The 25,471-nt window shown below is 62.7% G+C and carries 26 protein-coding genes and 1 tRNA gene; 18 read left to right on the top strand and 9 right to left on the bottom strand.

Annotation, left to right across the window (positions count from 1 at the left end):
* Window positions 1-115: 115 nt before the first annotated feature.
* The 3 genes from AC54AF_RS20775 to AC54AF_RS20765 all read right to left on the bottom strand — a co-directional run bounded on the left by AC54AF_RS20775 (window position 116) and on the right by AC54AF_RS20765 (window position 1,996).
* Complete coding sequence (locus AC54AF_RS20775) at window positions 116-304, bottom strand: BrnA antitoxin family protein (protein ID WP_496638042.1); 189 nt, start codon at window positions 302-304, stop codon at window positions 116-118.
* Between the two features lie 107 nt (window positions 305-411).
* Window positions 412-1,542, bottom strand: a complete 1,131-nt coding sequence (locus tag AC54AF_RS20770) for an acyltransferase family protein (RefSeq protein WP_496638039.1) — start codon at window positions 1,540-1,542, stop codon at window positions 412-414.
* 121 nt (window positions 1,543-1,663) lie between these two features.
* On the bottom strand, window positions 1,664-1,996 hold the full coding sequence (locus tag AC54AF_RS20765; protein ID WP_496638038.1) for an ArsR/SmtB family transcription factor: 333 nt from the start codon (window positions 1,994-1,996) through the stop codon (window positions 1,664-1,666).
* Between the two features lie 106 nt (window positions 1,997-2,102).
* Between AC54AF_RS20765 and AC54AF_RS20760 the strand changes: the two genes are divergently transcribed.
* Window positions 2,103-3,191, top strand: coding sequence for an NADH:flavin oxidoreductase/NADH oxidase (locus tag AC54AF_RS20760; protein ID WP_496638037.1), 1,089 nt, complete (start codon window positions 2,103-2,105; stop codon window positions 3,189-3,191).
* 246 nt (window positions 3,192-3,437) lie between these two features.
* A tRNA-Lys gene (locus tag AC54AF_RS20755) sits at window positions 3,438-3,513 on the top strand.
* Between the two features lie 53 nt (window positions 3,514-3,566).
* Here the strand turns inward: AC54AF_RS20755 and AC54AF_RS20750 are convergent.
* On the bottom strand, window positions 3,567-4,334 hold the full coding sequence (locus tag AC54AF_RS20750) for an AraC family transcriptional regulator (protein WP_496638036.1): 768 nt from the start codon (window positions 4,332-4,334) through the stop codon (window positions 3,567-3,569).
* A 66-nt stretch (window positions 4,335-4,400) separates the two neighbouring features.
* On the opposite strand from AC54AF_RS20750, the gene AC54AF_RS20745 reads away from it, so the two are divergent.
* Window positions 4,401-4,658 carry a hypothetical protein gene (locus tag AC54AF_RS20745; protein WP_496638035.1) on the top strand — a complete coding sequence of 86 codons (258 nt, stop codon included), beginning with the start codon at window positions 4,401-4,403 and terminating at the stop codon, window positions 4,656-4,658.
* 66 nt (window positions 4,659-4,724) lie between these two features.
* Entirely contained in the window at window positions 4,725-5,327 is a 603-nt protein-coding gene (locus tag AC54AF_RS20740; protein WP_496638034.1) for an IMPACT family protein, read from the top strand.
* Window positions 5,328-5,330: 3 nt separating this feature from the next.
* Here AC54AF_RS20740 and AC54AF_RS20735 read toward each other — a convergent pair whose 3' ends face one another.
* Window positions 5,331-5,720 (bottom strand): hypothetical protein, encoded by a 390-nt coding sequence (locus AC54AF_RS20735; protein WP_496638033.1) that lies wholly within the window; start codon window positions 5,718-5,720, stop codon window positions 5,331-5,333.
* Between the two features lie 13 nt (window positions 5,721-5,733).
* Window positions 5,734-6,111, bottom strand: coding sequence for a nuclear transport factor 2 family protein (locus tag AC54AF_RS20730; protein ID WP_496638032.1), 378 nt, complete (start codon window positions 6,109-6,111; stop codon window positions 5,734-5,736).
* A gap of 262 nt (window positions 6,112-6,373) precedes the next feature.
* Here AC54AF_RS20730 and AC54AF_RS20725 point away from each other — a divergent pair, with 262 nt between their 5' ends.
* From AC54AF_RS20725 to AC54AF_RS20715, 3 genes are all read left to right on the top strand, one after another.
* Complete coding sequence (locus tag AC54AF_RS20725; protein ID WP_496638031.1) at window positions 6,374-7,774, top strand: L-cystine transporter; 1,401 nt, start codon at window positions 6,374-6,376, stop codon at window positions 7,772-7,774.
* 157 nt (window positions 7,775-7,931) lie between these two features.
* A complete protein-coding gene (locus AC54AF_RS20720) occupies window positions 7,932-8,855 on the top strand; it encodes an SAM hydrolase/SAM-dependent halogenase family protein (protein ID WP_496638030.1) in 924 nt (307 codons plus the stop codon).
* A gap of 239 nt (window positions 8,856-9,094) precedes the next feature.
* Window positions 9,095-9,415 (top strand): hypothetical protein, encoded by a 321-nt coding sequence (locus AC54AF_RS20715; protein ID WP_131689230.1) that lies wholly within the window; start codon window positions 9,095-9,097, stop codon window positions 9,413-9,415.
* A gap of 92 nt (window positions 9,416-9,507) precedes the next feature.
* On the opposite strand, the gene AC54AF_RS20710 is transcribed toward AC54AF_RS20715, so the two are convergent.
* The 3 genes from AC54AF_RS20710 to AC54AF_RS20700 all read right to left on the bottom strand — a co-directional run bounded on the left by AC54AF_RS20710 (window position 9,508) and on the right by AC54AF_RS20700 (window position 14,571).
* A complete protein-coding gene (locus tag AC54AF_RS20710) occupies window positions 9,508-12,729 on the bottom strand; it encodes an efflux RND transporter permease subunit (protein WP_496638029.1) in 3,222 nt (1,073 codons plus the stop codon).
* Window positions 12,730-12,732: 3 nt separating this feature from the next.
* Complete coding sequence (locus AC54AF_RS20705) at window positions 12,733-13,905, bottom strand: efflux RND transporter periplasmic adaptor subunit (RefSeq protein WP_496638028.1); 1,173 nt, start codon at window positions 13,903-13,905, stop codon at window positions 12,733-12,735.
* Window positions 13,906-14,145: 240 nt separating this feature from the next.
* The gene (locus AC54AF_RS20700) at window positions 14,146-14,571 is read right to left on the bottom strand and encodes a divergent PAP2 family protein (protein ID WP_131689227.1); all 426 of its coding nucleotides are present in this window, start codon (window positions 14,569-14,571) and stop codon (window positions 14,146-14,148) included.
* Window positions 14,572-14,818: 247 nt separating this feature from the next.
* Here AC54AF_RS20700 and AC54AF_RS20695 point away from each other — a divergent pair, with 247 nt between their 5' ends.
* From AC54AF_RS20695 to AC54AF_RS20645, 11 genes are all read left to right on the top strand, one after another.
* Complete coding sequence (locus AC54AF_RS20695) at window positions 14,819-15,901, top strand: DUF475 domain-containing protein (RefSeq protein WP_496638027.1); 1,083 nt, start codon at window positions 14,819-14,821, stop codon at window positions 15,899-15,901.
* A gap of 101 nt (window positions 15,902-16,002) precedes the next feature.
* The gene (locus tag AC54AF_RS20690; RefSeq protein ID WP_131689225.1) at window positions 16,003-16,578 is read left to right on the top strand and encodes a TerD family protein; all 576 of its coding nucleotides are present in this window, start codon (window positions 16,003-16,005) and stop codon (window positions 16,576-16,578) included.
* 187 nt (window positions 16,579-16,765) lie between these two features.
* On the top strand, window positions 16,766-17,482 hold the full coding sequence (locus AC54AF_RS20685) for a TIGR00266 family protein (protein ID WP_496638026.1): 717 nt from the start codon (window positions 16,766-16,768) through the stop codon (window positions 17,480-17,482).
* Window positions 17,483-17,577: 95 nt separating this feature from the next.
* Window positions 17,578-18,615: an ATP-grasp domain-containing protein gene (locus tag AC54AF_RS20680; RefSeq protein ID WP_496638025.1), complete on the top strand. Its 1,038-nt coding sequence runs from the start codon at window positions 17,578-17,580 to the stop codon at window positions 18,613-18,615.
* Window positions 18,612-19,775, top strand: a complete 1,164-nt coding sequence (locus AC54AF_RS20675) for a phosphoribosyltransferase domain-containing protein (protein ID WP_496638024.1) — start codon at window positions 18,612-18,614, stop codon at window positions 19,773-19,775. Before AC54AF_RS20680 ends, AC54AF_RS20675 begins: the two co-directional genes overlap by 4 nt.
* Window positions 19,753-20,505, top strand: a complete 753-nt coding sequence (locus AC54AF_RS20670; protein WP_496638023.1) for an HAD family hydrolase — start codon at window positions 19,753-19,755, stop codon at window positions 20,503-20,505. The genes AC54AF_RS20675 and AC54AF_RS20670 overlap by 23 nt, the downstream gene beginning before the upstream one ends.
* Window positions 20,502-21,608 carry a cysteine protease StiP family protein gene (locus AC54AF_RS20665; RefSeq protein ID WP_496638022.1) on the top strand — a complete coding sequence of 369 codons (1,107 nt, stop codon included), beginning with the start codon at window positions 20,502-20,504 and terminating at the stop codon, window positions 21,606-21,608. Before AC54AF_RS20670 ends, AC54AF_RS20665 begins: the two co-directional genes overlap by 4 nt.
* A complete protein-coding gene (locus tag AC54AF_RS20660; RefSeq protein WP_496638021.1) occupies window positions 21,601-22,587 on the top strand; it encodes an HpcH/HpaI aldolase/citrate lyase family protein in 987 nt (328 codons plus the stop codon). The genes AC54AF_RS20665 and AC54AF_RS20660 overlap by 8 nt, the downstream gene beginning before the upstream one ends.
* Window positions 22,584-23,822, top strand: coding sequence for a TerD family protein (locus tag AC54AF_RS20655; protein ID WP_496638020.1), 1,239 nt, complete (start codon window positions 22,584-22,586; stop codon window positions 23,820-23,822). Before AC54AF_RS20660 ends, AC54AF_RS20655 begins: the two co-directional genes overlap by 4 nt.
* A 33-nt stretch (window positions 23,823-23,855) precedes the next feature.
* Entirely contained in the window at window positions 23,856-24,230 is a 375-nt protein-coding gene (locus AC54AF_RS20650; RefSeq protein ID WP_034759290.1) for a DUF8785 domain-containing protein, read from the top strand.
* A gap of 247 nt (window positions 24,231-24,477) precedes the next feature.
* A complete protein-coding gene (locus tag AC54AF_RS20645; RefSeq protein ID WP_496638019.1) occupies window positions 24,478-25,431 on the top strand; it encodes a hypothetical protein in 954 nt (317 codons plus the stop codon).
* Window positions 25,432-25,471 lie beyond the last annotated feature (40 nt).

Here is a 25,471-nt window from a genome sequence, read left to right as displayed (position 1 = left end):
GAGCAGCGGACTTTTAATCCGTTGGTCGCAGGTTCGAATCCCGCACGGCCTACCAAATACTATGAAGAAGCCAACCGTTCGCGGTTGGCTTTTTTGTTTTCTAGACTTGCCTGGATTACAGCCACTCCCTCAACGCATCATTCATGCGCGTCTGCCACCCATCTCCGGTGGCCTTGAAGGCATCGAGAATGTCAGCATCGAAGCGTATGGTCGTGCTGACCTTGCCGCCGCTACCAACAGGCCTGCCGCGGCGCTTCGCCACCTCTTGCTGCGCTTCGGCACGGGAAACGGGCTTGCCGCCCACTTGCCAGACACCCTGCTCGAAAAAACCGTCCGTCAATTCAGGCGCATCGTCCGGATCAACCCAGGCTTTGCTTGTATTTCCCCTCCCGGCATATCGGAAACCAGTCCTTAACGTGACGCCAACGCCGGCCTCCCCGCCAGATGCGCCACCACGCTGCCCATCACCCGCCCCAGCGGCACCTCCACCCAGCGATAAAACGCGGCGCCGGCCGCCAGGCTGGCAGCCCAGGCCGTCAGCATGCCCAGCGCCTGCCACTCCGGCTCGAGCGGAACATACGCGATAAAACAAGCATTGACCAGCAGGCTGACGGGAAAGTGGACGAGAAACACGGCATACGAGATGCGGCCCAGCGCATTGATGATGTTCCAGGCGCCACCCTGGGACGGCGTGCGGGCGCGGCCGAACAGGAACAGCGCGCAGGCGACGATCAGGGCCAGCGCGATGCGGCTGCGGTAGTCGACGGCCAGGGCCAGCAGGACGGGCACGGCGGCCATGGCCATGAGCACGCTCATGGCACCGGGTTTGCGGGCCGGATCGCTGGCCCACCAGGCCAGCATGCCGAGACCATAGCTGCCGAAGAAATACGGCGCCCAGTTGTCCCAGTCCGCGTCGAGATTGAAATACAGCAGGGAAAAGGCGATGCCCACGGTGACGGCCAGCGGCATCAGCCAGTGCCGGCGCTGCTGGCCCGCCACGCGGCCGCCCAGCCACAGCAGCGATACCGTCAGCATATACAGCTGGAAATCGATGGCCACGTACCAGGCGCCGGCCGACAGCGATTCATAGCCGAGCACGCCATGCAGCAGCAAGGCATGGGCGCTCAGCTGGCCCAGGGTGACGGCGGCCGACATGGAATCGTGCAGCATCCAGATGCCCGCCACGGGCGTAATGACGGCGGCGAGCAAGGTGGCGGCCAGGAAAGGCGGCGCCAGCTTGGCATAGCGGCGCCAGATCGCCTGCAGCGGGGCAGCGATGCCGGGGTTGCCGGCCGGCGAAAGGGATTTGGCGACGAGAAAGCCGCCGATGACGAGGAACACTTGCACGGCGATGCGCGCGCTGCCGCCCAGCCAGTCCAGCAACTCAGGCCACAGGGGCCGCACGTAGTCGGACATGGGTCCGTAAAACGCCAGGTGGTGCAACACGATCAACTGCGCCGCGCCCGCCTTCAAACCATTGATCCAGCCAAACTGCGGACGATTTGCCAGGTCCGCCTGTACTACCACTGCCGCTGCCGTCATTCCCATCCCTTGCCATGCCAGGTAGTGTCGCCAGCCATTCGCGCAACAGGCGCGCGGCTGAGGATTTACCGAAAGGCCGACATGATAGCCGAGCCTGGCAGATGGCGGGGCACGGCAGGCGCTAGTCGCCCTGCCCGCCCGCCTCGGGCACCAATGGCTGCTGCGCCAGGATAGCGTCCAGCAAGCCGGGGAAACGGCTCTCGATATCGGCGCGGCGCAGGGTGTTCATGTGCGTCGTGCCCGCGTTTTCCGTGTAGACGAGGCCCGCTTCGCGCAAGACCTTGAAATGGTGGGAAACGGTCGACTTCGGCCGCCCGCCATCGAGGTCGCCGCAGGCGGCCGCATCGACGCGGGCCAGGTGGCGCACGATGTCGAGGCGGATGGAATCGCTCAAAGCGTATAGCACTCTTTCAAGCACGAATTCGCTGGCGGAAGGATGTTTGTGTGGACGCATGAGCAGAATCATACAGCATGCGCTATACTAATTCCATTCTTCGAATATTTACGAACTACCGAATCAGCATTGCTCCATTTTTCCACCAACAAACACAAAGGTCACCATGTCCGCCCTCTTCCAGCCCTACACCCTCAAAGACATCACCCTGCGCAACCGCATCGCCGTGCCACCGATGTGCCAATACATGGCCGTCGATGGCCAGGCCAACGACTGGCACCTGTCGCACTATGTGGGCATGGCCCGTGGCGGCGCGGGGCTGGTGATCGTCGAAGCGACGGCCGTGGCGCCGGAAGGGCGCATCACGCCCGGCTGTACTGGCATCTGGAACGATGACCTGGCACAAGCCTTCGTGCCCGTCGTGAAAGCCATCAAGGCGGCCGGCTCCGTGCCTGGCATCCAGATCGCCCACGCAGGCCGCAAGGCCAGCGCCAACCGCCCATGGGAAGGCGACGACCATATTCTTGACGGCGACGCGCGCGGCTGGCAAACCATCGCCCCGTCCGCCATCGCCTTTGGCGGCGGCCTGCCGAAAGTGCCGCGCGCCATGGATCTCGACGATATCGCCCGCGTGCGCCAGAACTTCGTCGATGCTGCCGTGCGCGCCCGCGAAGTGGGCTTCGAATGGCTGGAACTGCATTTCGCCCACGGCTACCTGGCGCAAAGCTTCTTTTCCGCCCACGCGAACCAGCGCGACGATATCTATGGCGGCAGCGTGGAAAACCGCAGCCGCTTCCTGCTGGAAACATTGAAAGCCGTGCGCGAAGTGTGGCCAGAGCACCTGCCGCTGACGATCCGCTTCGGCGTGCTGGAATTCGATGGCCGCGACGAGCAAACCCTGCTTGAATCGATCGGCCTGGTGCGCCAGTTCAAGGATGCCGGCATGGATATGCTCAGCGTCAGCATGGGCTTCACCATTCCCGACGTGTCGATTCCTTGGGGTCCCGCCTTCATGGGCCCGATCGCCGAGCGCGTGCGCCGCGAAGCGGGCGTGCCCGTCTCGTCCGCCTGGGGTTTCGGCACGCCGGCAATTGCCGAGCGCGTCGTCAAGGAAGAACAGCTGGACGTGGTCATGGTCGGCAAGGCGCACCTGGCCAATCCGCACTGGGCCTACTTTGCCGCCAAGGAACTTGGCGTCGAGCGCGCCTCGTGGACCCTGCCGGCGCCGTACGCGCACTGGCTGGAACGCTATTGAGCATCGTTGACCGTTGCCGGATGCCCCTCCAGGGGCAGTTCCGGCAGGAACAGCAGGAAGACCAGTCCCGATAGCTGCAGCACGGCGCCGGCGCTCGCTCGGGGATGGAACGGCCTTCGATAGAGGGCCTGCAGATATAAATGGAAGGTCACCTACCCATGTTGGACCGCGCATGGCGCCCATGCCAGGCTTTTTCCACCCCGGCCCTTCCCAAAACCCACTTTGGCCGTCATAATAGCCGCCCTTGGGTCGTTAGCTCAGCTGGTAGAGCAGCGGACTTTTAATCCGTTGGTCGCAGGTTCGAATCCCGCACGGCCTACCAAATACGTCAGAAAAGCCAACCGTTCCGGTTGGCTTTTTTGTTTTGCGCGCCAGCTATGCTTCCCCATACCTTCCCGGCGTCACCCCCATCACCCGCTTGAACATGGCGATGAAGGCGCTGACGTTGTCGTAGCCCAGGTCCAGCGCTATCGTCGTGACGGGCTGGCCGGCAGCAAGCAGTTCGAGGGCGCGCAGGGTGCGGGCACGCTGGCGCCAGGCGGACGGAGTAAAACCGGTCTCGAGCGTGAAACGGCGCGCCAGGGTGCGCGGCGAGACGCCGGCCCAGGCGGCCAGCGCTTCCACGCCCCGCTCGTCGGCCAGGTCATCGAGCACGGCGCGCGCCACGCGCAGCAGGCGCGGGTCCGTCGGCAAGGGCAAGCCGAAGGATTCGTGGGGCGCGGCGGCGATTTCGTCGAGGATCACGCCCGCCACCCGTGCCTGCCGCGCGTCCAGTGCATCCAGCGCGCCATCGTCCCAGCTGCTGGCGCGGCCCACCGCTTCGCGCAGCAAGCCCGAGACGCGCATCACGCAGGGCGCGGCGGGCAAGCTGCCGCAACTGGCCTCGTCCACATACACGCTCCAGCCCGCAAACGGTCCATGCGAACGCAGCGCATGGACGCGATGGGGCGGCATCCACACGCAGTGGCTGGCCGGCACCACCCACTGTCCGCTGTCGGCCGCAACGGAGAGCAAGCCCCGCATGGCGCCGAACAGCTGGCCGCTGGCATGGCGGTGCGCCGCCGTCACCCGCTCCTGCGGCTGGGAAATATACATGGCGCGCAACGGCGGCAAGATTGGCAGATTTGACGTATCGAATGACATAAACAACGCAGGCAAGACAATCCCGCCATCATACAGTGAAGTCTTTCCAACATTCAGGAGTTCAGCATGCGTGCAGAAGACGTATTACCCGATCAACAAAACCAGGGACAGTTCAACGGCGTCACCGTGCGCAAGGGCACGGTGGGCGCCTTCCTCGCCAATGCCAGACTGTGGCTGGACGAGACCACCAGCGACGCCGAACGGACCATTGCCGAGCGCGACATCCTCGACGCCTTGCCCGCCCTGCACGCGCTGGGACTGTTCGACATTGTGCAAGTGCGCGACCCTGCGCTGCGCGAACTGGTGTCCGCCTGCGCCGCGTGAGCGGGCTGACTCGTACCCGGCGCGCATTTCCTCTATCATGCTGCTTTGCCCGCCTTCGCACCCGCCATGCCGTTTACCATTGCCACCCCCGTTCACAGCGAACTGATCATCAAGAAAAGCCGTTTCATCGGTTGCGTGCAGCCGATGACGGACCGCGCCAGCGCGCAGCAGGTGGTCAACGACTTGAAGGCGCAGCATCCTGGCGCCTGCCATGTGTGCTGGGCCCTGCTGGCGGGTGGACAGTCGGCGGCCGTCGATGATGGTGAACCGAGCGGCACGGCCGGGCGGCCCATGCTCGACGTGCTGCGCCACCAGGATCTGGAAGGCGTGCTGGCGACGGTCGTGCGCTACTTTGGCGGGGTCAAGCTCGGTGCGGGCGGCCTGGTGCGCGCCTACACGGATAGCGTGGCGCAAGCGCTGCTGCAGGCGGAAAAGACGGCCATCGTGCGCCAGCGAGCCCTGCGCTGCACGGTGCCGTATGCGATGGAAGGCATGCTGCGCCGCGAACTCGACGGCGCCGGCGCCACTTTGCTGAACGTGGCGCACGGCGAGCATGTGCTATTCGACTTCAGCCTGGCAGAAGCGGCGGCGACCGCCCTGCTCGCCCATCTGCATGAGGCGGGCAATGGACGGATAGCCTGGCTGAAAACGGAAGACAGCGCAGAATAGTTTCTAGAGATTGGCTGGCCGCTTGATCTGCAACAAGATGAAATGCGTCCACGCCAGCGCCGGCAGCACCAGCAACAGCAGCATCAATCCAGCCGGCATGTCTGGCACGAAACGCACGAAGCAACCGAGAAAACCGGCGATGGCCAGCCAGAAGCGCCAGTTGAACGCATATGCCTTGCGCGCCACCGTCGCCAGCGCGATGCGCCAAAATTCCAGCAAGGCCCACAGGCCGCCCGTCAGCAGCAAGGCGGCCAGGGCATGGTCTCCGGGGGCGTCGGCCCAGGTGCGCACCAGGTTGTACAGCAGCACGGGATAGCCGGCCGTGATGGCCAGGGTGGCCGGGCCGGCGGCGATGACAGCTTCAAACAGCTGCCCCTTGGAACGATGATCCACTAGCTCCTGCTCCTCAAGCCACGACGCCGGAATGGGCGGCGATCACTTGCAGCGCGCCGGCCGCATCCTGCGCCCAGACGCGCGTAAAACGGAAGTCGCCATGCGTTTCCACGTCGTGATAGCTGCCCGTCAGCTGCATGCGCACGGAGACGACGGCCACGTTGCCATTGATGCGCACATGACGCTCGGACGCGCGCAGATCGGTGATGGACAGCAGGCGCTGCTCGTGCGCTGCCAGGTCCGCATGCTTGCTCAGCAGATGACCCAAATGATTCGTAAACACCAAATCATCGGCCAGCAACTGATTCAGTACAGCCACATCGGAGGCCATCATGGCCAGGCGCAAGCGTTCTTCCGCATCGAGTACCTGTACTTCCGTTAAAGCATTCATCTTTTTCCTTTAAATAAGTGGCACGACATTAATAAATAGGCAAAACATGCTGGCATGAAATTTTCTTTTTCACAATCCACCGGAAGACTTATGCCTGTGGAGCATATTTATATAGCGTAATATTCGCAGCGGTATTGCGCAAACCACCACCATAGTACTGTACAGTACTTGCCCTTCCGCCCCGGGCTGGGGCAGCTGTCAGTTGTAGTACAGTTTTATGTGCTCCGTGCAGTCTCGAATAAAACCAAGATAAGGCCCCTTCATGGCAATTAACATCATCCTGAATCTGCTCGTTGCGTTGCTCGTCTTCGCCTTCATGTTCCAGCAGCAACGCAAACACGCGACGTTTACCGTGCGCGTCTTCACGGGCCTGGGCCTGGGCGTGCTGCTCGGTGGGGCCGTGCAGTGGCTGTACGGCGCCGGCTCGCCCATCATCGCCGGCACCAACGAATACATCGACATCGTCGGCAGCGGCTACGTAAAACTGCTGCAAATGATCATCATGCCGCTGATCATGGTCTCCATCATTTCCGCCATTCTAAAGCTCAAGGATGCAAGTTCCCTGGGCAAGATCAGCGCGCTGACCATCGGCACCCTGCTCATCACCACGACCATCGCCGCCGCGCTGGGCATCCTGATGGCCAAGCTGTTCGGCCTGACGGCTGTGGGACTGACGTCGAGCGCCGCCGAAGTGGCGCGCGGCGTGCAGTTGCAAGGCTCGCTGGAAACGGCGAAGGCCCTGTCCCTGCCAAAACTGCTGGTCAGCTTCGTGCCGACCAATCCCTTCCTCGACATGACGGGCGCGCGCAAGACCTCGACCATCGCCGTGGTGGTGTTCTCCATCTTCATCGGCATCTCGGCCACGGGCATCGCGGCGAAAAAGCCGGAAATCTTTGCTTCCTTCGAAAGCTTCATGAAAGTGGCGCACGCCATCGTCATGCGCATGGTCACTCTGGTGCTGCGCCTGACGCCGTACGGCGTGTTTGCGCTGATGTTTGCAGTGGTAGCCTCGTCGAGCTACACGGACATTCTAAAACTGATCAACTTCGTCGTCGCCTCGTACAGCGCGCTGATATTGATGTTCCTCGTGCACCTGGCCATCATCGCCGGCGTGGGTCTGAACCCGCTGCGCTTCGTGAAAAAAATCTTCCCCGTGCTGGCCTTCGCCTTCACCTCGCGCACCAGCGCCGGTTCGATCCCGATGAGCGTGCAGACGCAAACCCAGCGCCTGGGCACACCGGAAGGCATCGCCAACTTCGCCGCCTCGTTCGGTTCAACCATCGGCCAGAACGGCTGCGCCGGCATCTACCCGGCCATGCTGGCCGTCATGATCGCTCCCACCGTCGGTGTCGATCCGTTCACGATCAGCTTCCTGCTGCCCTTGCTGGCCATCATCACCATCGGTTCCGTCGGCGTGGCCGGCGTGGGTGGCGGCGCCACGTTTGCCGCGCTGATCGTGCTGTCGGCGATGGACTTGCCCGTCGCGCTGGCCGGCTTGCTGATCTCCGTCGAACCGCTGATCGACATGGGCCGCACGGCCCTGAACGTGAGCGGCTCGATCACGGCCGGCACCGTTACCAGCCGGGTCATGGGACAGACCGATCTGGCCGTCTACAACAGCGACGACGCGCCCGACCTGGACGAAGCGGAACATACCGCCTAGAACGCATCACCAAACTGCGCGTCGCGCTTTGCGGCCGGCGATGCTCACCGTACTTCAGTACGGTTGCGCTTCTCGGCCACAAATCACTGCCGCTCGCTACGGTCTTGTTATGCGTTTCCAAGCACCATTATTTGTTACTAAAGATAAAGAACAAAACATGGTTATCAAACGAATCTCCCACCTCGTCGCCGGCGCCTGCCTGAGCGCCTTTCTGCTGTCGTCCGCCCAGGCTAGCGCGCCGCTGGTGCTGATGACGGACTTCGGCACGGCCGATGGCGCCGTGTCCGCCATGCATGGCGTGGCCTATGGTGTCGACCCCAAACTCACCATTTCGGACCTGACGCACCAGATTCCCGACTACGACATCTGGCTGGGCGCCTATCGCTTGTACCAGACGGCCAATTACTGGCCGCAAGGCACGGTGTTTGTGTCCGTCATCGACCCGGGCGTGGGCACGGCGCGCAAGTCGGTGGTGCTGAAAACCAAGGGTGGACGCTACTTCGTGGGGCCGGACAATGGCCTGTTCACCCTGATCGCCGAGCGCGACGGCGTGGCCGAACTGCGCGAAATCGATGAAAAGGTCAACCGCCTGGCCGGTTCCGCCGAGTCGTATACCTTCCATGGCCGCGACGTGTACGCGTATGTCGGTGCGCGTCTGGCCTCGGGCGCCATCAGTTATGAACAGGTGGGTCCGCAATTGCCGGGTGAATCCGTGGTGAAGATCGCGTATCAAAAACCTGTACGCGACGGCAACATCATCCGCGGCATCGTGCCCGTGCTGGACGTCAAGTATGGCAATGTGTGGACGAATATCCCGAAATCCCTGCTCGACGAGTTGCAGGTGAAACTGCACGATCCGCTGCAGGTGCGCATCTTGCACAAGGGCAAGCAAGTGGCCAAGGTCACGGCGCCCTTCGAGCACACGTTTGGCGGCGTGGCAAAAGGCAAGCCCCTCGTCTACCTGAACAGCTTGCTCGACGTGGCCGTCGCCATCAGCCAGGGCGACTTTGCCGCCAAGTACCACATCGAGTCGGGCGTGGATTGGGAAGTGGAAGTAAGCAAGGCCTCTGCCGCCAAATAAACCGCCCTTACGCGGCCAGGGCATCCTGTCCTGGCCCAACTGACCAGATCCCTTGCGGGTTGCGCAGCATCAAACGAAGCGCTCTCCCCGCCCCCGCCAGCACCACGCATGCGCAAGTCGGGTGAACCTGTACCGGCCCGCCTACTCTAAACCTTGCAAGCGATGCCAGCCTTGTTTCAGATACGCAATCTGGCGAGGCATGCGTTTCCACGACAGTCTTTCACTGAAAAGGAATCATCATGACGGCTCCACTCCTGACCACCAGCAAGCTCGTCCTCGGCAGCGCCATCGTCTGTGCGCTGCTGGGCGGTTGCAACAAACGCAACGACACCGGCACCACCGCCGCACCCGCCGCCACCGAGCCGGCAACGCCGCCCGCCACCAGCGGCACGTCCGGCACCACGGGCACGACCAACCCGGACACCACCACGCCGGGCATGACACCGGGCACTCCCCCCGATGGCACTGCCACGCCGCCATCCACCACGCCGCCCGACAATGGCGCCACGCCGGATACGGGCACCGGCGCAGGAACGGCCCCGCCGCCGCGCAGCAGCTAAGTCCCGCCACGCCCTATCGGCAAAAAAAAGAGCCTTCCGAGGAAGGCTCTTGAAATACCACGGCGCAGCGCGAGCCACGCCTTGGCCCGGTATTACTTTTGCAGGCTGACCGACGTCGCCTTCGGCGTGCGGCGCCCCATCAGGAACAGCACGGCCTTTTTCAGCATGCGGTAGACGAAGCGTACCAGCAGCAGGGTCAGCACGCCTTCCAGCAAGGTCAGTATCATGGCCACGGCGACGGGCATGCGCGCGGCGCGGCGGTGGAACTTGGCCACGGCGCCATCGCGGGCGATTTCGATGCTGTCATAGAAGGTCGGCACCACCAGCAGGGTCAGAATCGTCGAGGTGATGGTGCCGCCGATGATGGCGATCGCCAATGGACGGTAGAACTCGCCGCCCTCGCCCAGGCCCAGCGCCACGGGGAACATGCCGGCGATCAGCGCGAACGTCGTCATCAGGATGGGGCGCAGACGCATGCGGCCTGCATACATGAGCGCGTCTTCGCGGCCATGGCCCTCTTCCTCGCGCTTGCGCGCCGCGTCGAGCAGCAAGATGGCGTTCTTGGCGACCAGGCCCATCAGCATGATGATGCCGATAAAGCTCATCAGGTTGAGAGTATTGTTCGTGATCACCAGCGCCACCACCACGCCAATTAAACTCAGCGGCAAGGACATCATCACGGCCACCGGCGCCGTAAATGAACCAAACTGCATCACCAGGATCAAATACATCAGGCCGATACCCATCACCAGCGCGATCAGCATTTCCGTGAACAGCTCTTGCTGATCCTGGCCGGCGCCACCGAGCGCCAGGCCGTAGCCGGGCGGGAAGTCGATGGAATTGGCCAGCTTCATGGCGTCGCTCGTCACTTCGCCGTTCGAACGGCCTTGCGCATTGGCCGACACGGTGATCGTGCGCTTGCCATTCTTGTGTTCGATGCCGGACGGGCCCTTGCCCATGGTGATAGTGGCGATCTGGTCGAGCGGTACCATTTGCGACGTGCCCGTCACGCTGATCGGCAGGCGCTCGATATTTTCCGATGCCACGCGGTCATCGGGGTGCAGGCGCACGGCAACATCGCGCGTTTCACCCGTCGGATCGACCCAGTCGCCCACCTCCACGCCGGCAAACGCCACGCGCAACGATTGCGCCGCGTCATTGACGGAAATGCCCATCGAGTTGGCCAGGCCGCGGTTGAGCTCGATCTGCAGCTCGTTTTTCGGGTCTTGCTCGGACAGGCCCACATCGACGGCGCCAGGAATGGCGCGCAGCTTGTCCATGTAGGCATTGGTAATTTCCATGAGCTTGCGCGAATCCGGCCCCGTGAATTCCACCTGGATCGGTTTTTGCGAACCATTGCTCAAGTCATCCTGCACCACGTATTCGGCGCCCACCAGGCGCGACATCTTCTCGCGCAGCTCGACCGCTATTTCCTTGGCCGAACGCTTGCGGGTGTTGCGCTTGCCGATGTCGACATACACTCTTCCGCCACCGGCATTGATGGAGCTGTTGGTATCCTTGGTTTCAGGCAGGGTACGCGCCAGCACGGCCGCCGCTTCCAGTTTCAAACGCGAATACTCGATGCTGCTCGACGATGGCGTGCGCACATTGATCATCAGATTGCCCGAATCGGATGCCGGCAAGAAACTCGTGCCGCCATGCGTGGAGTGCAGGACGATGGCGCCCACCAGGCTGCCGAAGGCGATCACGGCCATCCAGCGGCGGTGATGCAGGGCCCAGGCAATCACGCGGCCGTAACGGTCGGCCTGGTGGTCGAACCAGTGGTTGAATTTTTCCAGCACGCGGCCGATACCCTTTTTCGGCGCCGAGTGTTCCTCGACCGGGTCGCCCCAGTAGGCCGACAGCATCGGATCGAGCGTAAACGAGATGCCCAGGCTGACGAGCACCGAGCACGTCACCGTCAAGGCAAACGGACGGAACCATTCGCCAGAGATACCAGGCATGAAGGCCACGGGAATGAAGACGGCGATGATGGAGAAGGTCGTGGCGGCCACGGCCATGCCGATCTCGGCCGTGCCTTCCAGCGCGGCCGTGCGGCGGTCCTTGCCCATCTGCATGTGGCGCACGATGTTTTCGCGCACCACGATGGCATCGTCGATCAGCACGCCGATGGCCAGCGACAGGCCCAGCAAGGTCATGAAGTTCAGGGTAAAGCCGCACAGCCACACGGCAATGAAGGCGGCAATCACGGACGTAGGCAGGCTCAGCGCCGTGATCAGGGTCGAACGCCACGAGTTCAGGAAGGCGTAGACGACGAAGATCGTCAGCACGGCGCCCAGCACCAGCGATTCGATCACATTGTTCAGGCTATGCTGGGCGTTCTCGCCGCCGTCGCGCGTCACTTGCAGGATCGTGCCTTTCGGCAAGGTCTTGTTGATTTCCGCCACCATGTCGCGGATCTTGTTGGCCACGCTGACGGTGGAGGCGTCGCGCACGCGGGTGATGGAAATGCCCACGTTCGGCTTGCCGCTGCGCATGCTCAAACTGTTGACTTCGGCAAAGCCATCCTCGATGGTGGCCACTTGCGCCAGGCGTACGATTTCCTCGCCGCGGCGCTTGATCACCACTTGTTCAAAGTCCCTTGGCGACTCGATGCGCCCCACCAGGCGGATGCTTTTCTCATCCAGGATGCCGCGCACCTTGCCCACGGGCGCATTCGTGTTCTGGTTGCGCAAGGCGGTGACGACATCGCTGACGGACACATTGTATTCACGCAACTTTTCCGCCCGCAACAGCACGGACAGTTCGCGTTTCAGCGAACCGCCCACGTTGACCAGCGCCACGCCGTCGACGGTGCGGAAGCGGTCCGACAGCACGTCTTCGGCCAGGCGCGAAATTTCCGCATGGCTTTGCGTACTCGACGACAGCGCCAGCTGCATGATCGGTTCGGCAGCCGGATCGATGCGCTGCAAGATGGGCTCGCGCATTTCCGTCGGCAACTTGTAGCGCACGGCGGCAATGGCATTGCGGATATTGTCGGACGCTTCGATCAGGTTGGTATCGAAGGAAAACTTCAGGAAGATGCTGGCCGAACCTTCATTCGAGTCGCTATTGACTTCGGTCACGCCGGAAATGCTTTGCAAGGATTTTTCCAGGCGGTTCACCACTTCGCGCTCGACCGTATCGGGCGATGCGCCAGGGTATGGAATGCTGACGACGATGAAGGGCACTTCGACGTCCGGATTCTGGTTGACGCGCAGTTTCTTGAGCGCCAGCAAGCCGACGCACATCATGGCCAGGATCAGGACGATGGTGGCGGTGGGCCGCTTGATACTGAAATCGGAAAGGAACATGGCTTAGTTTCCTTTACCGGCAATGGCGGTGCTGCTGCTGGCCATGGCGGCGGCGGGCACGGCCTTGCCGGCCGTCAATTCCACTTTCTGCCCATCCTTGAAGGTCGAGCCCGGCGTGCGCAGCACGGTGTCGCCGCTGGCCAGGCCGCTTTGCACTTCCCACTGGCCCGTGCGCACGTCGCGCGCGCCGATGCGCAAGTTGACTTTATGTAAAGCCTTGTCCTTGACCTTCCACGTGTACGTCACGTCGCCCGCCTTGACCAGGGCCGAGTCGGGTATCATCAGCGCGCTGACGGTTTCCGTCTCGATGCGCCCTTCCGCATACAGGCCAGCCACGCGAGGCTGTTCCTTGTCATTGAAATCGACCAGCACGGCCACCTGGCGCGTGACGGCATTGGCGGCAGGATCGACGCGGCGCACCTTGCCCGCGAAATCCTGGCCGGGATAACCATTGATGCGGAACAGTACGGGCTGGCCCACCTTGACGACGCCGATCTTGTCGGCCGATACCAGGCCTTCGAGGCGCATGCTGGTTGGATCGATGACCTTGATCAATTCCTTGCCGATTTGCGCCGTATCGCCATTCGATACCTTGCGCTCGCTCACGATGCCGTCAAACGGCGCGCGCACGAGGGTGCGCTGCAGCTGCTGGCGGGCCTGGGCGGCACGGCTCTTTGCGGCGGACAAATCGCTTTGCGCATTGTTGCGGCGGATTTCCGCGTCTTCCAGCGCCTGCGTCGACGTCATGCCCGAGGCGCGCAGGGTTTTCATGCGCTGGAACATGCGTTCGGACTGCTCCAGCACCTGGCTGGCGGCGCGGCTGGCTTCCTCGGCCGAATTGAGGCTGTCGCGGATGGATGTTTCGTCCAGGCGCACCAGCACGTCGCCCCGCTTGACGGCTTCACCGTTTTCCTTCATGACCTGGATCACCACGGCCGACACTTCGGCGCGCAAGTCCGCGTTGCGCTCCGGCTGCACGGAACCGGTGATGACAGGCCCCGACGCCAATGCATTGCTCTGGATGGTCAGCAGATCTTCCGGGGAAACCAGCAGATTGACGGCAGCGCCCGCCTGTTCCTTGGCATTCTTGCCGCCCTTGCCGGGATCTTTGGACTCTTTGCCGCAGGCGGCCAGGGCAGAAGCGATTGCCAGAACAAACAGGGTTTTGCGCAACATGGATAATTCTCCGGATAGATAGCACCACTACCGTCCCGGCGGCCCGGATAGGGCGACAGGCAATAGCAAGCATAATATTTTTATTAAAACCACAAGCGCCAAAGTATCCATGAGCGCGTCCGGGCATGTCAATCGACGGTTTCCTGTAATGCTTTAATCAATGGATGAAACGTAGTTTTTGCGCCCTGAAACGCAAAACCCCGCCTTCAGGCGGGGTTTTGCGTTTCAGGGGAAAGACGCTTAGCGGGCAAACACGGTGTTGATCAGGAAACCGATCGCCACGCCCGTGCACAGGCCGCCGGCGATTTCCACCAGGGTGTGACCCATGCGCTCGCGCAAGGTCTTGTGCGCGGCGCTGCCCGCTTCCTTGGCCAGGCGGTTGATGGCCGCCGCCTGCTTGCCGACGTGCTGGCGCAGGCTGTTGGCGTCGATGATGACGATGAAGGCCAACGTCACCGCCACGCCGAAGGCGGGATGGGCTATGCCTTCGCGCAAGGCGATCAGAGTTGCCATACTGGACACGACGGCGCTATGGTTGCTGGGAAAGCCGCCATTGCCGACCAGGCCGAACGCCCATTGCCGCGTGCGGACACTGTTGATCAGGAATTTGATCGGTCCGACCAGGATCCAGGTGATCAGGGGCGTGACGAGGTAAGCGATATCCACGGGGTATTCCTTCTTATATATATGTAGAGAGTATGCAAGAGACTGCGGCCGCCGGATGGGCGCGCCGCAATTATCGCAGATCATCCGCGCCAGCAGAACGGTCTGTCGTCAGCCTATAAAACGCCGCCCCCGGCGGCAACTAATATAAAATCATGGCATATACAACAATTGACGTATATCAACACTGAGTGCGGCGCGCACAGCGGCGCGGATAATCAAACGTCTTAACACTTGCAACGGGGTCCTCATGCGGCATTTCAGAATTTCCTTTTTAGTCACTTTTATCCTGATGGCGGTGTCGGGCTGGTGGGGTTACAGCCATGGCGGCATGTCAGGCATGATCCAGGCGCTGTGGATCACGGGCGTGCTGGGCATCATGGAAGTGTCGCTGTCGTTCGACAATGCCGTGGTGAATGCCTCGGTCTTGCGTCACTGGAATGAATTCTGGCAAAAACTGTTTTTGACGGTCGGTATCCTCGTGGCCGTCTTCGGCATGCGGCTGCTGTTCCCGCTGGTCATTGTTTCCGTCGCCACGGGCCTGGGCCTGGTCGACGTGTGGACCATGGCCACCACCACGCCGGATGTATATGCCAAGCACCTGACGGACAACCATGCGCAAGTGGCAGCCTTCGGTGGCGCCTTCCTGCTGCTGGTGTTCCTGAACTTCATGTTCGATGACGAGAAGGAATTGCACTGGCTGGGCTGGGCCGAGGAAAAAGTCAACGCGCTGGGCACCGAAAGCCTGGCCGTGCTGATCACCATGGGCGCCGTGGCGGCCTGCGTGGCGATGGGTCCCGTGGACGAAAAATACAGCGTGCTCGCTTCGGGCATCGTCGGCATCGCCGTCTACATCGGCGTGAACTGGATCAGCGGCCTGCTGGAAGAAGGCGAACCGGACTTGCAGGATGACGCAGACGAAGGCGCCGCGCCAGCCAAAAACGGCAATGGCGACCTGGTAAAAACGGTGGCGCGCGGCAGCATCGGCGGCTTCCTGTACCTGGAAGTACTGGACGCCTCGTTCAGCTTTGACGGCGTGATCGGCGCGTTCGCCATCACCAACGACGTCGTCATCATCATGCTGGGCCTGGCCATCGGCGCCATGTTCGTGCGCTCGATGACCGTCTTCCTGGTGCACAAGGGCACGCTGGACGAATTCGTCTACCTCGAGCACGGCGCCCATTATGCGATCGGCATCCTTGCCTTGATCATGCTGGCATCCGTCAAATACCATATTCCGGAGTGGTTCACGGGCCTGTCGGGCGTGGCCTTCATCCTCGTGTCGCTGTGGTCATCCTTGCGCTATCGCAAACGGCACGCGGCAAAAGCTTGAAATCGGGGGTTCCGCCCCCAATTAAGAGAGTAATGGCACGAGCGCCTTGCGCTCATCCCATGAAGGAATGTTTGCACTTAATTACTGAAAAGGAGCACCACATGGCAATCAGTTTGCAAAAAGGCGGTAACGTCAACCTGAGCAAGGAAGCACCGAACCTGAAGAAGATCATCGTCGGCCTCGGCTGGGATCCTCGTTCGACGGATGGCGCCACCTTCGACCTTGACGGTAGTGCTTTCCTCCTGAAAAGCGACGGCAAAGTCCGTGGCGACTCTGACTTCATCTTCTACAACAACCTGAAGTCGACCGACGGTTCCGTCGTCCACACGGGCGACAACACCACGGGCGAAGGCGACGGCGACGATGAGCGCATCGAAATCGACCTGTCGCGCGTGCCAAACGACATCGACCGTATCAGCGTCACCGTCACCATTCACGACGCCGACGCGCGCCGCCAGAACTTCGGCATGGTCTCGAAAGCCTTCATCCGCTGCCTGAACGCGGAAGGCGAAAAAGAAATCGCCCGCTACGACCTGTCCGAAGACAGCTCGACGGAAACGGCGATGATCTTTGGCGAAATCTACCGCTACAACGGCGAATGGAAGTTCAAGGCCATCGGCCAGGGCTTCAACGGCGGCCTGGGCCCTCTCGCCCGTTCTTTCGGCGTCAACGCCTAATTCACACTCGTTAAACCTACTGCGCCGCTCACTTTCGGGCCTGCGTTGCTCGCTGTACCTGCGTACAGCTGCGCGACTTAACCCGAAATCGAGCTTGCTCGCTACGGTTTTCCGAGGTGAATTATCTTAATGTCATATCATTACTGCCGCCTGCACAGATCAGGCGGCTTTTTTTTGGAGATTTATCATGCCAGTATTTAGTGTCACCGGCGACGTCGATCCATTCTTGCACGTCAGCATGAAGCAGGGCGAAACCATCTATTGCGAATCCGATGCGATGGTGATGATGGAAACGGCGCTGGACTTGAAAGGCAAGATGACGGGTGGCCTGGGCAGCGCCATCATGCGCCGCTTCGCGAATGGCGAATCGTTCTTCCAGCAGCACATCGAAGCGGTGCGCGGCAGCGGCGATTGCCTGCTCTCGCCCACCCTGCCGGGCGCCATCGAAGTGGTCGACGTGGGCGCGCGCCAGTACCTGCTCAACGACGGCGCCTTTGTCGCCGCCACCTCGGGCACGGAAATGAAGGTGCGCACGCAAAGCATCGGCAATGCCTTGTTCGCCCAGTCGGGCGGCTTCTTCGTCATGGAGACGGCCGGCACGGGACAAGTGGTGGTGTCGGGCTTCGGCTCCATGTTCCAGCTCGACGTCGAGCCGGGCAAGGATGTCGTGATCGACAATTCCCACGTGGTGTGCTGGGACAATAACCTGAAATACGAGATTTCCGTGACCACAGGCGGCGGCGCCAGCGGCGGCGGCATCGGCGGCTTCCTCGGCAATATCGTCAACAGCGTCACCAGCGGCGAAGGCATCGTGCTACGCTTTTCCGGCTCGGGCAAGGTCTTCATCTGCTCGCGCAACCGCGATGCGTTCCTGAAGTGGACGGCGAGTGGCAAAGCCGGCTGATCCCCGCCCTCTAAGGCCAGGTTAAGTCTGGCCGCTTAGAATCCCCGCGCGCGCACCTGCGCGCGGCTCCCCCTATTTTCACCCGGTCCCCGTACATGCAAAGAGTCTGGTTCAACAAAACATTTTCCTCGGTCGGCACGGCCATGCGCCTGATCCGCGAGGCCGATATGGCCGCGACAAGCGGCACGCCCCGCTATCACATCGTGTGCAGCAATACGAACGCGCACGCGGCCGCCTTCTTGTCGGCCCACGAATACGCGGTCGAACCGTCGGGCCTGACGGGACTCAATTATGTCGAGTGGTGCCTGGATTTTTGCCGCGACCGGAACATCACGATTTTCTGGCCCGGCAAGGAAGCGGGCCTGATCGGCAGCGCCAGCGCGCGCTTTGCCGCCATCGGCACGCGCGTGCTCAGCGTGGCCAGCGAAGAGACGCTGACCCTGATGCACGACAAGGCGCGCTTCTGCGACGGCCTCGATCTGCCCATGGCGCGCCCTGCCGACTACCGCGCCGTGACGACCATCGCGGAATACGACGCCGCCTACGCCGAGCTGCGTCCGCTGCATCGCAAGCTGTGCATCAAGCCGTCCGAATCCGTGTATGCCCTGGGCTTTGCCATTCTCGATGAAGAGCGCAGCAGCGCCCAGCTGTTGCTGGCCGGCGCCGCCTACCAGATCAATGCGCAAGAGCTGCGCAGCGGCCTGGCGCAGATGGAAACGTTCAAGACCCTGCTGCTGATGGAATACCTCGATGGCCACGAATACAGCGCCGACTGCGTCGCAGACCAGGGCAAGCTCGTTTGCGCCGTGCCGCGCAAGAAGCTGCATGGGGGCGGCAGCGGCCAGCTGATCGAGCTGCGCGCCGACTTGCTGGCAGCCTGCGACAAACTGGCGCGCGACTACCGCTTGAATGGTGTGTTCAACATCCAGTTCCGCGAAGGCGCGCATGGCCTGGCGCTGCTGGAGGTCAATCCGCGCATGTCGGGCGGCATCGGCATGGCGTGCGCGGCGGGCCCGAACCTGCCCTACCTGGCGCTGGCCGGTTTCGACCAGGGCTTTGACAAGCTCAGCGTGCCCGCCATCCACGAAGGCATGCGCGTGGGCGAAGCCGCCTACGCCGTGGAGCTGCCATGAACATCGTCAAGCAGCAGATGCCCACGGGCGAGCTGACCTTGAAAGTGGACGAGGCGCGCTTTCCGCTGGACTGGCTGATCGGCTTTGCCGCGCGCGCCAACGCCAAGCGGGGCTTCCTGTTCCTGTCCAAGGTGCTGGGCAAGCACTGGCCCGTCACGCCGCGCGCCATGCAAACCATCCACGACGACCTGGCCGCGCAGATTCCCCCCAGCCTTCCCGGCCCCGTGGTCTTCATCGCCATGGCGGAAACAGCCGTCGGCCTGGGCCAGGGCGTGTTCGAGGCCTGGCTGCGCGCCAATCCCGGCACTTCCTGCAAGGCGCTGTTCTTGCACAGCTCGCGCTACCGCGTGGGCACGGTGCCCTTCTTCGAATTCGAGGAATCGCACAGCCACGCGCCGCGCCAGTTTCTGCATTTGTCGGACTCTGCCAGCGCCCTGTTTTCCACCGCGCGCAGCCTGGTGCTGATCGACGATGAAGCATCGACCGGCAACACCTTCGCCAACCTGGTGCAAGTGTGCCGCGCGCGCTATCCGCAGCTGGAAAAGCTGCACCTGGGCGTGATCACCAATTTCATGGGCCAGGCCGCCGACGCGGGCTTGAGTGAGCGTTTCGGCCTGCCCACCAGCATCGGCGCGGCGCTCTCCGGCCACTACACCTTCCAGGCTGGCGATGCGCCTGCTCCCGTGGCGGCCAGCGCGCAGCGCTTCGAGGCGAATGCGGAACGGGGCGCCAGCCCCGCGTTTGGCCGCATCGGCGTGGGACGCGCCCTGGCGCCGCCGCAAGGCCTGGCGGTGCAGCTAGCGCAGGAAATCGGCGCCGGCGACTCCGTGCTGGTACTGGGCACAGGCGAATTCATGCACCCGTCGTTCCTGCTGGCGCGCGAATTGGAAAGCCTGGGCAAGAACGTGGTGGTGCAATCGACCACGCGTTCGCCCATCCTGTCGTGGGGCTCCGTCGGGCATATCGTCAACTGCGACGACAACTACGGCGAAGGCATCGCCAACTACCTGTACAACGTGGCGCCTGGCCAGTACCAGCACGTTTTCATCTGCCATGAAACCCCGGCCAGTCCGGCCCTCATGCAACTCGCCGGCCAGTTGAATGGCCGCCTGTTCCACTTTCAGTCAGAGACCAAAATTGAAGAAATTCCTGTTTGTTGATCTGGACGACACACTGTTCCAGACCCCGAAAAAATGCCCGGGCGAGACCGGCCTGCAGCCAGCCGCCTATTTGAAAAATGGCGACGCCTGTTCGTTTACGACGGCGCGCCAGCGCGCCTTCTTTGAGTTCGCGCAAAGCGGCATGACCCTGATTCCCGCCACGGCGAGAAATGGCGACGCCTTCCGCCGCGTCGACCTGCCATTTACCAGCTACAGCGTGCTCGATTACGGCGGCATCGTGCTGCAGCCGGGCGGCGCGCTCGACGCGGGCTGGCTGGCGCTGATGCAGAACGACATGCAGACGGCCTTGCCCGGCCTGCGGGATGCCATGCGCATCATCGATGATTTCCAGGTCAAGACCGGCATGCCCTCGCGCGCGCGCCTGATCGAAGACTACAACACGCCGTTCTACATCGTCGTCAAGGACCATGAAGCGCGCGGCGAACGCCTGGCCGACATCGAAGAGCAGGTACTGCAGCAGTGGATCGCCACCGAAGGTGCCGACTACTTCATCCACCGCAACGGCAACAACCTGGCCGTGCTGCCGAAGACCCTGAACAAGGCGCGCGCCGTCGCTTACCTGCGCGCGGAGCTGGAAGCCGAACATGGCCCCATCGTCAGCTTCGGCATGGGCGACAGCCGTTCGGACGCCCGCTTCATGGCCGCCTGCGACTACGCCATCATCCCCAACGGCACCCAGCTGGCGGCACTCACGGTGGCGGCGCTATGACCGGTGGCACGCAGCATTTCAGCGGCAGCTACCGCCAGGAAGACGTGGAGTTTCTGCTCACGCCGATGGCGCTCGAGCCCATCCTCGACCTGGCAGAAAAGGAGCGCTTGATCCAGTCGGGCCAGCGCCACTACAGCGAAATGCTGTCGCCCGAATCCCTGCCCTCGCCCGCCTACCTGGCGCTGTTCCAGAGCGCGTTTGCAGCCAACCGCCTGCAGATGGCGCGCGACTGTTTGCGCCTGGCGGCCCTGATCGCGGCGCGCCGCACGGGCCCCGTCACGCTGGTGTCGCTGGCCCGCGCCGGCACGCCCGTGGGCGTCATCCTGGGGCACTTGCTGCGCCAGGTGTTCCAGCGCGAGTGCAGCCACTATTCCGTCTCCATCATCCGCGACCGCGGCATCGATGCGAACGCCCTGCAGCACATCCTGGCGCACGGCCATAGCGACGCGTCCATCGTCTTCGTCGATGGCTGGACGGGCAAGGGCGTGATTTCGCGCGAACTGCGCCAGACGGTGAACGACTTCAATGCCGCGCATGGCACGGCCATCGACGGCGGCCTGTTCGTGCTGTCCGACCTGGCCGGCACGGCCGCCTGCGCCGCCTCGGCCAGCGACTACCTGATCCCGTCGAGCATTCTGAATGCCACCGTCTCGGGCCTGGTCAGCCGCTCCGTGCTCAATGAAGCCATCGGCCCGGACGACTTCCATGGCTGCGTGTACTACGCGCAGTTCGAGCAGCACGACCAGTCGCGCGATTTCGCCGATGGCCTGGTGGCCGACGCCATGGCCATTGCCGCCAGCAGCGGCATCCCGCTGGCCGAAGCGAGCGATGCGCCAGCCATGGCGGCCCGCTCGCAAGCCTACATGGCCGCCGCGCAGCAGGAATACGGCATCAGCGACATCAACCTGATCAAGCCAGGCATCGGCGAAGCGACGCGCGTGCTGCTGCGCCGCGTGCCCGAGCGCCTGATCGTGCGCGACACGAATGCGCCGGACGTGGCACATTTGCTGCTTCTGGCGCAGGAAAAAGCCATACCCGTTACAGTAGAACCGGCGCTGCCTTACCAGGCGGTCGCCCTTATCAGGAGCGCAGTCGATGGATAACAACTCCCTACACCCACAAAGCGAACACAAGGCGGCGCTGGGCGCCTCCATGTATCTGCCGACCACGCACAAGGACTTGCTGGCGATCGCCAATGGCGACAAATTCAGCCATTTGCGCTCGGTCATTCTGTGCACCGAAGACGCCATCGCCGAGCGCGATCTCAGTTACGCGCTGTTCAACCTGTCGCTGACGCTGCAGAACATGTGCGACGAATCGGATACCTTGCGCTTCGTGCGCGTGCGTAACCTCGAGGTGCTGGCGCGCGTGCTGGGCATGCCGGGCGCCGACAAATTGAGCGGCTTCGTGCTGCCCAAGTCCACGCGCCACAACTTCGCCGCCTACTTCGCGCTGGTGCGCCACACGCATCACTTGCTGATGCCGACCTTGGAAACGGCGGAAGTGTTTGACGACGAGGAAATGAAGCAGTTCCGCATCGTCCTGTCGGCGCCGGAAGTACGCCGCCGCATCCTGGCCCTGCGCATCGGCGGCAACGACTTATTGGCCCTGCTGGGACTGCGCCGCCCCACCAGCGGCACCATTTACCAGACGCCGCTGGGGCAGGTCATCGGCCGCCTGGTGACGATCTTCAAGCCGCACGGCTTCCAGCTGACGGCCCCCGTCTTCGAGCACCTGTCGCAGGGCAGCTGGCTCGATGCCGAAGTGGCGCAGGACATGGCGCACGGCATGATCGCCAAGACGGCCATCCACCCGGACCAGGTGCCGCAGATCGAGCGCCACTACCAGGTGGCGCAATCGGACATCGAACTGGCGCTGCGCATCATCGACCCGGACAGCCCGGCCGTGTTCCGCATGCAGGAATCGATGTGCGAAGTGGCGACCCACTCAAGCTGGGCCCAGCGCATCATCGAACAGGCGCGCCTGTTCGGCATCCGCCATGCGGCTGATGCGACACCGGCGCACCTGCCGAATACCTCATTGACTCAACTCTCAAGCGACGAAGGGATTGCACGACCATGACCAATTTCACACGCGGACAAAAAGGCAAACTGGCTGACCTGGGCTTGAATGGCCCGTTTTCCGTCACGCTCGATATCGTTTCGGGTTCGATGGAAGTGGACGTCAGCTGCTTCGGCGTCGATGCGGCCGGCAAGCTGTCGGACGACCGCTACATGGTGTTCTTCAACCAGAAAAGCGCGCCGGACAACGCCATCACGGTGGAGCTGAACGGCCCCCGTTCCACCTTCCAGGTGGACCTGGCCCGCCTGCCCGCCTCGATCGACAAGCTGGTTTTCACGGCGGCGACGGAACAGGGCAGCATGCGCGCGCTGGGCAACTCCAGCATGGCGCTGGGCCAGGCGGCCACGTTTGCCTTCACGGGCAATGACTTCCAGGACGAGAAAGCCGTCATCATCGGCGAACTGTATCGCCGCGACGGCAGCTGGCGCTTCGGCGCCGTGGGCCAGGGTTTCGCGGGCGGCCTGGCGGCGCTGCTGAAGCACTTCGGCGGCAGCGAAGCGGGGACATCGTCCCCGGTTCCCGTGTCCACGCCAGCAGCGCCACCGCCACCGCCGGCGAACAAAATCTCGCTGTCGAAGATCCGCCTGGAAAAACGCGGCGACAAGATTTCGCTCGACAAGCGCGACAGCGGCGGCTATGGCCGCATCAAGGTCAACCTGAACTGGAACCAGAACGCCGCGCAAGGCCAGGCGCCCGCCTCGAAGCTCGACACGGGCTTCCTGGGCAAGCTGTTCAACAAGCCGGCCAGCCGTTCGGGCGGCATCGATCTCGATATCGGCTGCCTGTTCGAAATGAGCAGCGGCGCCAAGAGCGCCGTGCAGGCGCTGGGCAACAGCTGGGGCGCCTACGACCGGCCGCCGTACATCCACCTGGAGGGCGACGACCGCACGGGCAGCATCAGCAGCGGCGAAAACATCTTCATCAACGGCACCCATTTCGACCAGATCAAGCGCGTGCTCGTGTACGCCTTCATCTACGAAGGCGTGCCGAACTGGGCCGCCACCGATGGCGTCGTGACGATCGAGATTCCCGGCCAGCCGACGGTGGAAGTGCGCCTCGACACAGACAGCTCGCACGCCATGTGCGCCATCGCCATGCTGGAAAACCACGGCGGCAACCTGCAGGTGACAAAATTGGTGGAATACTTCGGCGGCCAAGGTAAAATCACGGCGCACCAGGCCATGGACGAGCGATACAGCTTTGGCCTGAACTGGAAAGCCGGACGGAAAGACTAACTCTTTCTCCAACTAAACAATTCACCCCTTAACATGACCCCTACGACCAAAAAAGTCACCTTCGCCTTCGCCATCTTCCTCGTGGCCGGCTTCCTGCTGCTGGCCGCCTACACGTGGATGGCCCTCAGCTTCTCGTACTCGGAAGGCGAACGGGCGGGCTACCTGCAAAAGTTCTCCAAGCGGGGCTGGATCTGCAAGACATGGGAGGGGGAATTGCTGCTGACGGCATTGCCGGGCACCATCCCGGAAAAATTCCAGTTCAGCGTGCGCGATGAAGACGTGGCGAAGCAGTTGACGGCCGCCGCCGGCAAGCGCATCCTCGTCACCTACAGCCAGCACAAGGGCGTGCCCACGCAGTGCTTCGGCGAGACGGAGTATTTTGCCGATAAAGTCGTCTTGAGCCAGTAATAGAGACAGTAATACGACCGCAAGTCCAGCAACTCCAGCAGCACCGCGCCGGCCAGCCCTTCCAGGCCGGCGCCTCCCCTCCCGCCTCATCATTGGCGCGCATCACACATTCCCGCTTTCTTATACACTTGTGATGAGTTCTGGCTGAACAGTTTACAAATGTAGTCAATGTGCAAAATTCTTGCACAATCGCATGACACTTCGCCAGCCTATCGTTAGCGTGTCTTCACCCGTCACTGGAAACCTCATGCGTATACCATGCACTGTCCTGGCCCTGCTGGCCGCCTCGCTCCCTCCGTCCGCCCAGGCACAGGACTTGTCCGGCATGGCCGGCGCCCTGAAAGTGCACACGACCAGGGAGCGCACCTTTGTCGGCGCCATCAGCTACACGCAGCCGGTGGGCAATTACAATGCGGTGAGCCTGTCGTATATCAACGAGGGACACCCGGAGGACCATCACCGCGACGGCATGGCGGGCCAGGTCTGGCTGCGCACGAAAAATGTGGAGCAGGGCCTGATGCTGGGCGCCGGCATCGGCCGCTATTTTTTCTTCGACACGGCCAAGACGGACGAAGCGCCGCACAATTTCGACAATGACCACGGCTGGGGTTCCATCGCCAGCCTGCAGGCGCGCTGGCAATTCGACAACCGCTGGTATGCCTTGGCCCAGGTCAACCGCATCCGCCCCAGCGGCAAGGATGCCACCACGCACCTGCTGGTGGGCGCCGGCTACCGCTATGACGGCGTGCCGGGCGCCAAGCTGCACTTGCAGAACTGGGCCCACGACGACACCTTGACCTTATCGACAGGCCACACCATCGTCAACAGCTTCCGCTCCGAGTCCTCGCGCCCGTTCACCGTGGAATACCGGCGCGCGGCAGGAAAATACGTGGACTGGAGCGCCACCCTCATCGACGAAGGCAGCACGGCGCTGGCGCACCGGCGCGGCATGGCCGCCCAGCTGTGGCTGATCCGCTCGCTGAATAAAAAGGTGGAATTCGGCATGGGCGCCGGCCCGTACGTGGCCTGGGACGGCCGCGACACGCAAGGCCACAGCACGCGCCTGACAGGCTTGCTGTCAGCCGTAGGCCGCTACCACGTCAACCGCCGCTGGGTAGCGCAAGTGGCGTGGAACCGGGTCATCACCGATTATCACCGCGATGCGGATGTGTTGCTGGTGGGGGTGGGACGGAAGTTTTGAGGGAGATGCAGACGTAACCCAAACCTAGGACTGGGGTCGG

The sequence above is a fragment of the Janthinobacterium sp. JF4 genome (genome assembly GCF_059617925.1).
Note: the sequence above shows the minus strand (reverse complement) of the source record. Positions and strands in the feature narration are given on the sequence as shown.

Excerpts from the sequence above, each read along its gene's own strand:
- AC54AF_RS20705 (WP_496638028.1), bottom strand. The coding sequence starts at position 13,905 with ATGTTGCGCAAAACCCTGTTTGTTCTGGCAATCGCTTCTGCCCTGGCC.
- AC54AF_RS20710 (WP_496638029.1), bottom strand. The coding sequence starts at position 12,729 with ATGTTCCTTTCCGATTTCAGTATCAAGCGGCCCACCGCCACCATCGTC.
- AC54AF_RS20725 (WP_496638031.1), top strand. The coding sequence starts at position 6,374 with ATGGCAATTAACATCATCCTGAATCTGCTCGTTGCGTTGCTCGTCTTC.
- AC54AF_RS20675 (WP_496638024.1), top strand. The coding sequence starts at position 18,612 with ATGAACATCGTCAAGCAGCAGATGCCCACGGGCGAGCTGACCTTGAAA.
- AC54AF_RS20690 (WP_131689225.1), top strand. The coding sequence starts at position 16,003 with ATGGCAATCAGTTTGCAAAAAGGCGGTAACGTCAACCTGAGCAAGGAA.
- AC54AF_RS20645 (WP_496638019.1), top strand. The coding sequence starts at position 24,478 with ATGCGTATACCATGCACTGTCCTGGCCCTGCTGGCCGCCTCGCTCCCT.
- AC54AF_RS20750 (WP_496638036.1), bottom strand. The coding sequence starts at position 4,334 with ATGTCATTCGATACGTCAAATCTGCCAATCTTGCCGCCGTTGCGCGCC.
- AC54AF_RS20685 (WP_496638026.1), top strand. The coding sequence starts at position 16,766 with ATGCCAGTATTTAGTGTCACCGGCGACGTCGATCCATTCTTGCACGTC.
- AC54AF_RS20680 (WP_496638025.1), top strand. The coding sequence starts at position 17,578 with ATGCAAAGAGTCTGGTTCAACAAAACATTTTCCTCGGTCGGCACGGCC.
- AC54AF_RS20715 (WP_131689230.1), top strand. The coding sequence starts at position 9,095 with ATGACGGCTCCACTCCTGACCACCAGCAAGCTCGTCCTCGGCAGCGCC.
- AC54AF_RS20760 (WP_496638037.1), top strand. The coding sequence starts at position 2,103 with ATGTCCGCCCTCTTCCAGCCCTACACCCTCAAAGACATCACCCTGCGC.
- AC54AF_RS20770 (WP_496638039.1), bottom strand. The coding sequence starts at position 1,542 with ATGACGGCAGCGGCAGTGGTAGTACAGGCGGACCTGGCAAATCGTCCG.
- AC54AF_RS20650 (WP_034759290.1), top strand. The coding sequence starts at position 23,856 with ATGACCCCTACGACCAAAAAAGTCACCTTCGCCTTCGCCATCTTCCTC.
- AC54AF_RS20745 (WP_496638035.1), top strand. The coding sequence starts at position 4,401 with ATGCGTGCAGAAGACGTATTACCCGATCAACAAAACCAGGGACAGTTC.
- AC54AF_RS20665 (WP_496638022.1), top strand. The coding sequence starts at position 20,502 with ATGACCGGTGGCACGCAGCATTTCAGCGGCAGCTACCGCCAGGAAGAC.
- AC54AF_RS20765 (WP_496638038.1), bottom strand. The coding sequence starts at position 1,996 with ATGCGTCCACACAAACATCCTTCCGCCAGCGAATTCGTGCTTGAAAGA.
- AC54AF_RS20695 (WP_496638027.1), top strand. The coding sequence starts at position 14,819 with ATGCGGCATTTCAGAATTTCCTTTTTAGTCACTTTTATCCTGATGGCG.
- AC54AF_RS20740 (WP_496638034.1), top strand. The coding sequence starts at position 4,725 with ATGCCGTTTACCATTGCCACCCCCGTTCACAGCGAACTGATCATCAAG.
- AC54AF_RS20655 (WP_496638020.1), top strand. The coding sequence starts at position 22,584 with ATGACCAATTTCACACGCGGACAAAAAGGCAAACTGGCTGACCTGGGC.
- AC54AF_RS20660 (WP_496638021.1), top strand. The coding sequence starts at position 21,601 with ATGGATAACAACTCCCTACACCCACAAAGCGAACACAAGGCGGCGCTG.
- AC54AF_RS20730 (WP_496638032.1), bottom strand. The coding sequence starts at position 6,111 with ATGAATGCTTTAACGGAAGTACAGGTACTCGATGCGGAAGAACGCTTG.
- AC54AF_RS20720 (WP_496638030.1), top strand. The coding sequence starts at position 7,932 with ATGGTTATCAAACGAATCTCCCACCTCGTCGCCGGCGCCTGCCTGAGC.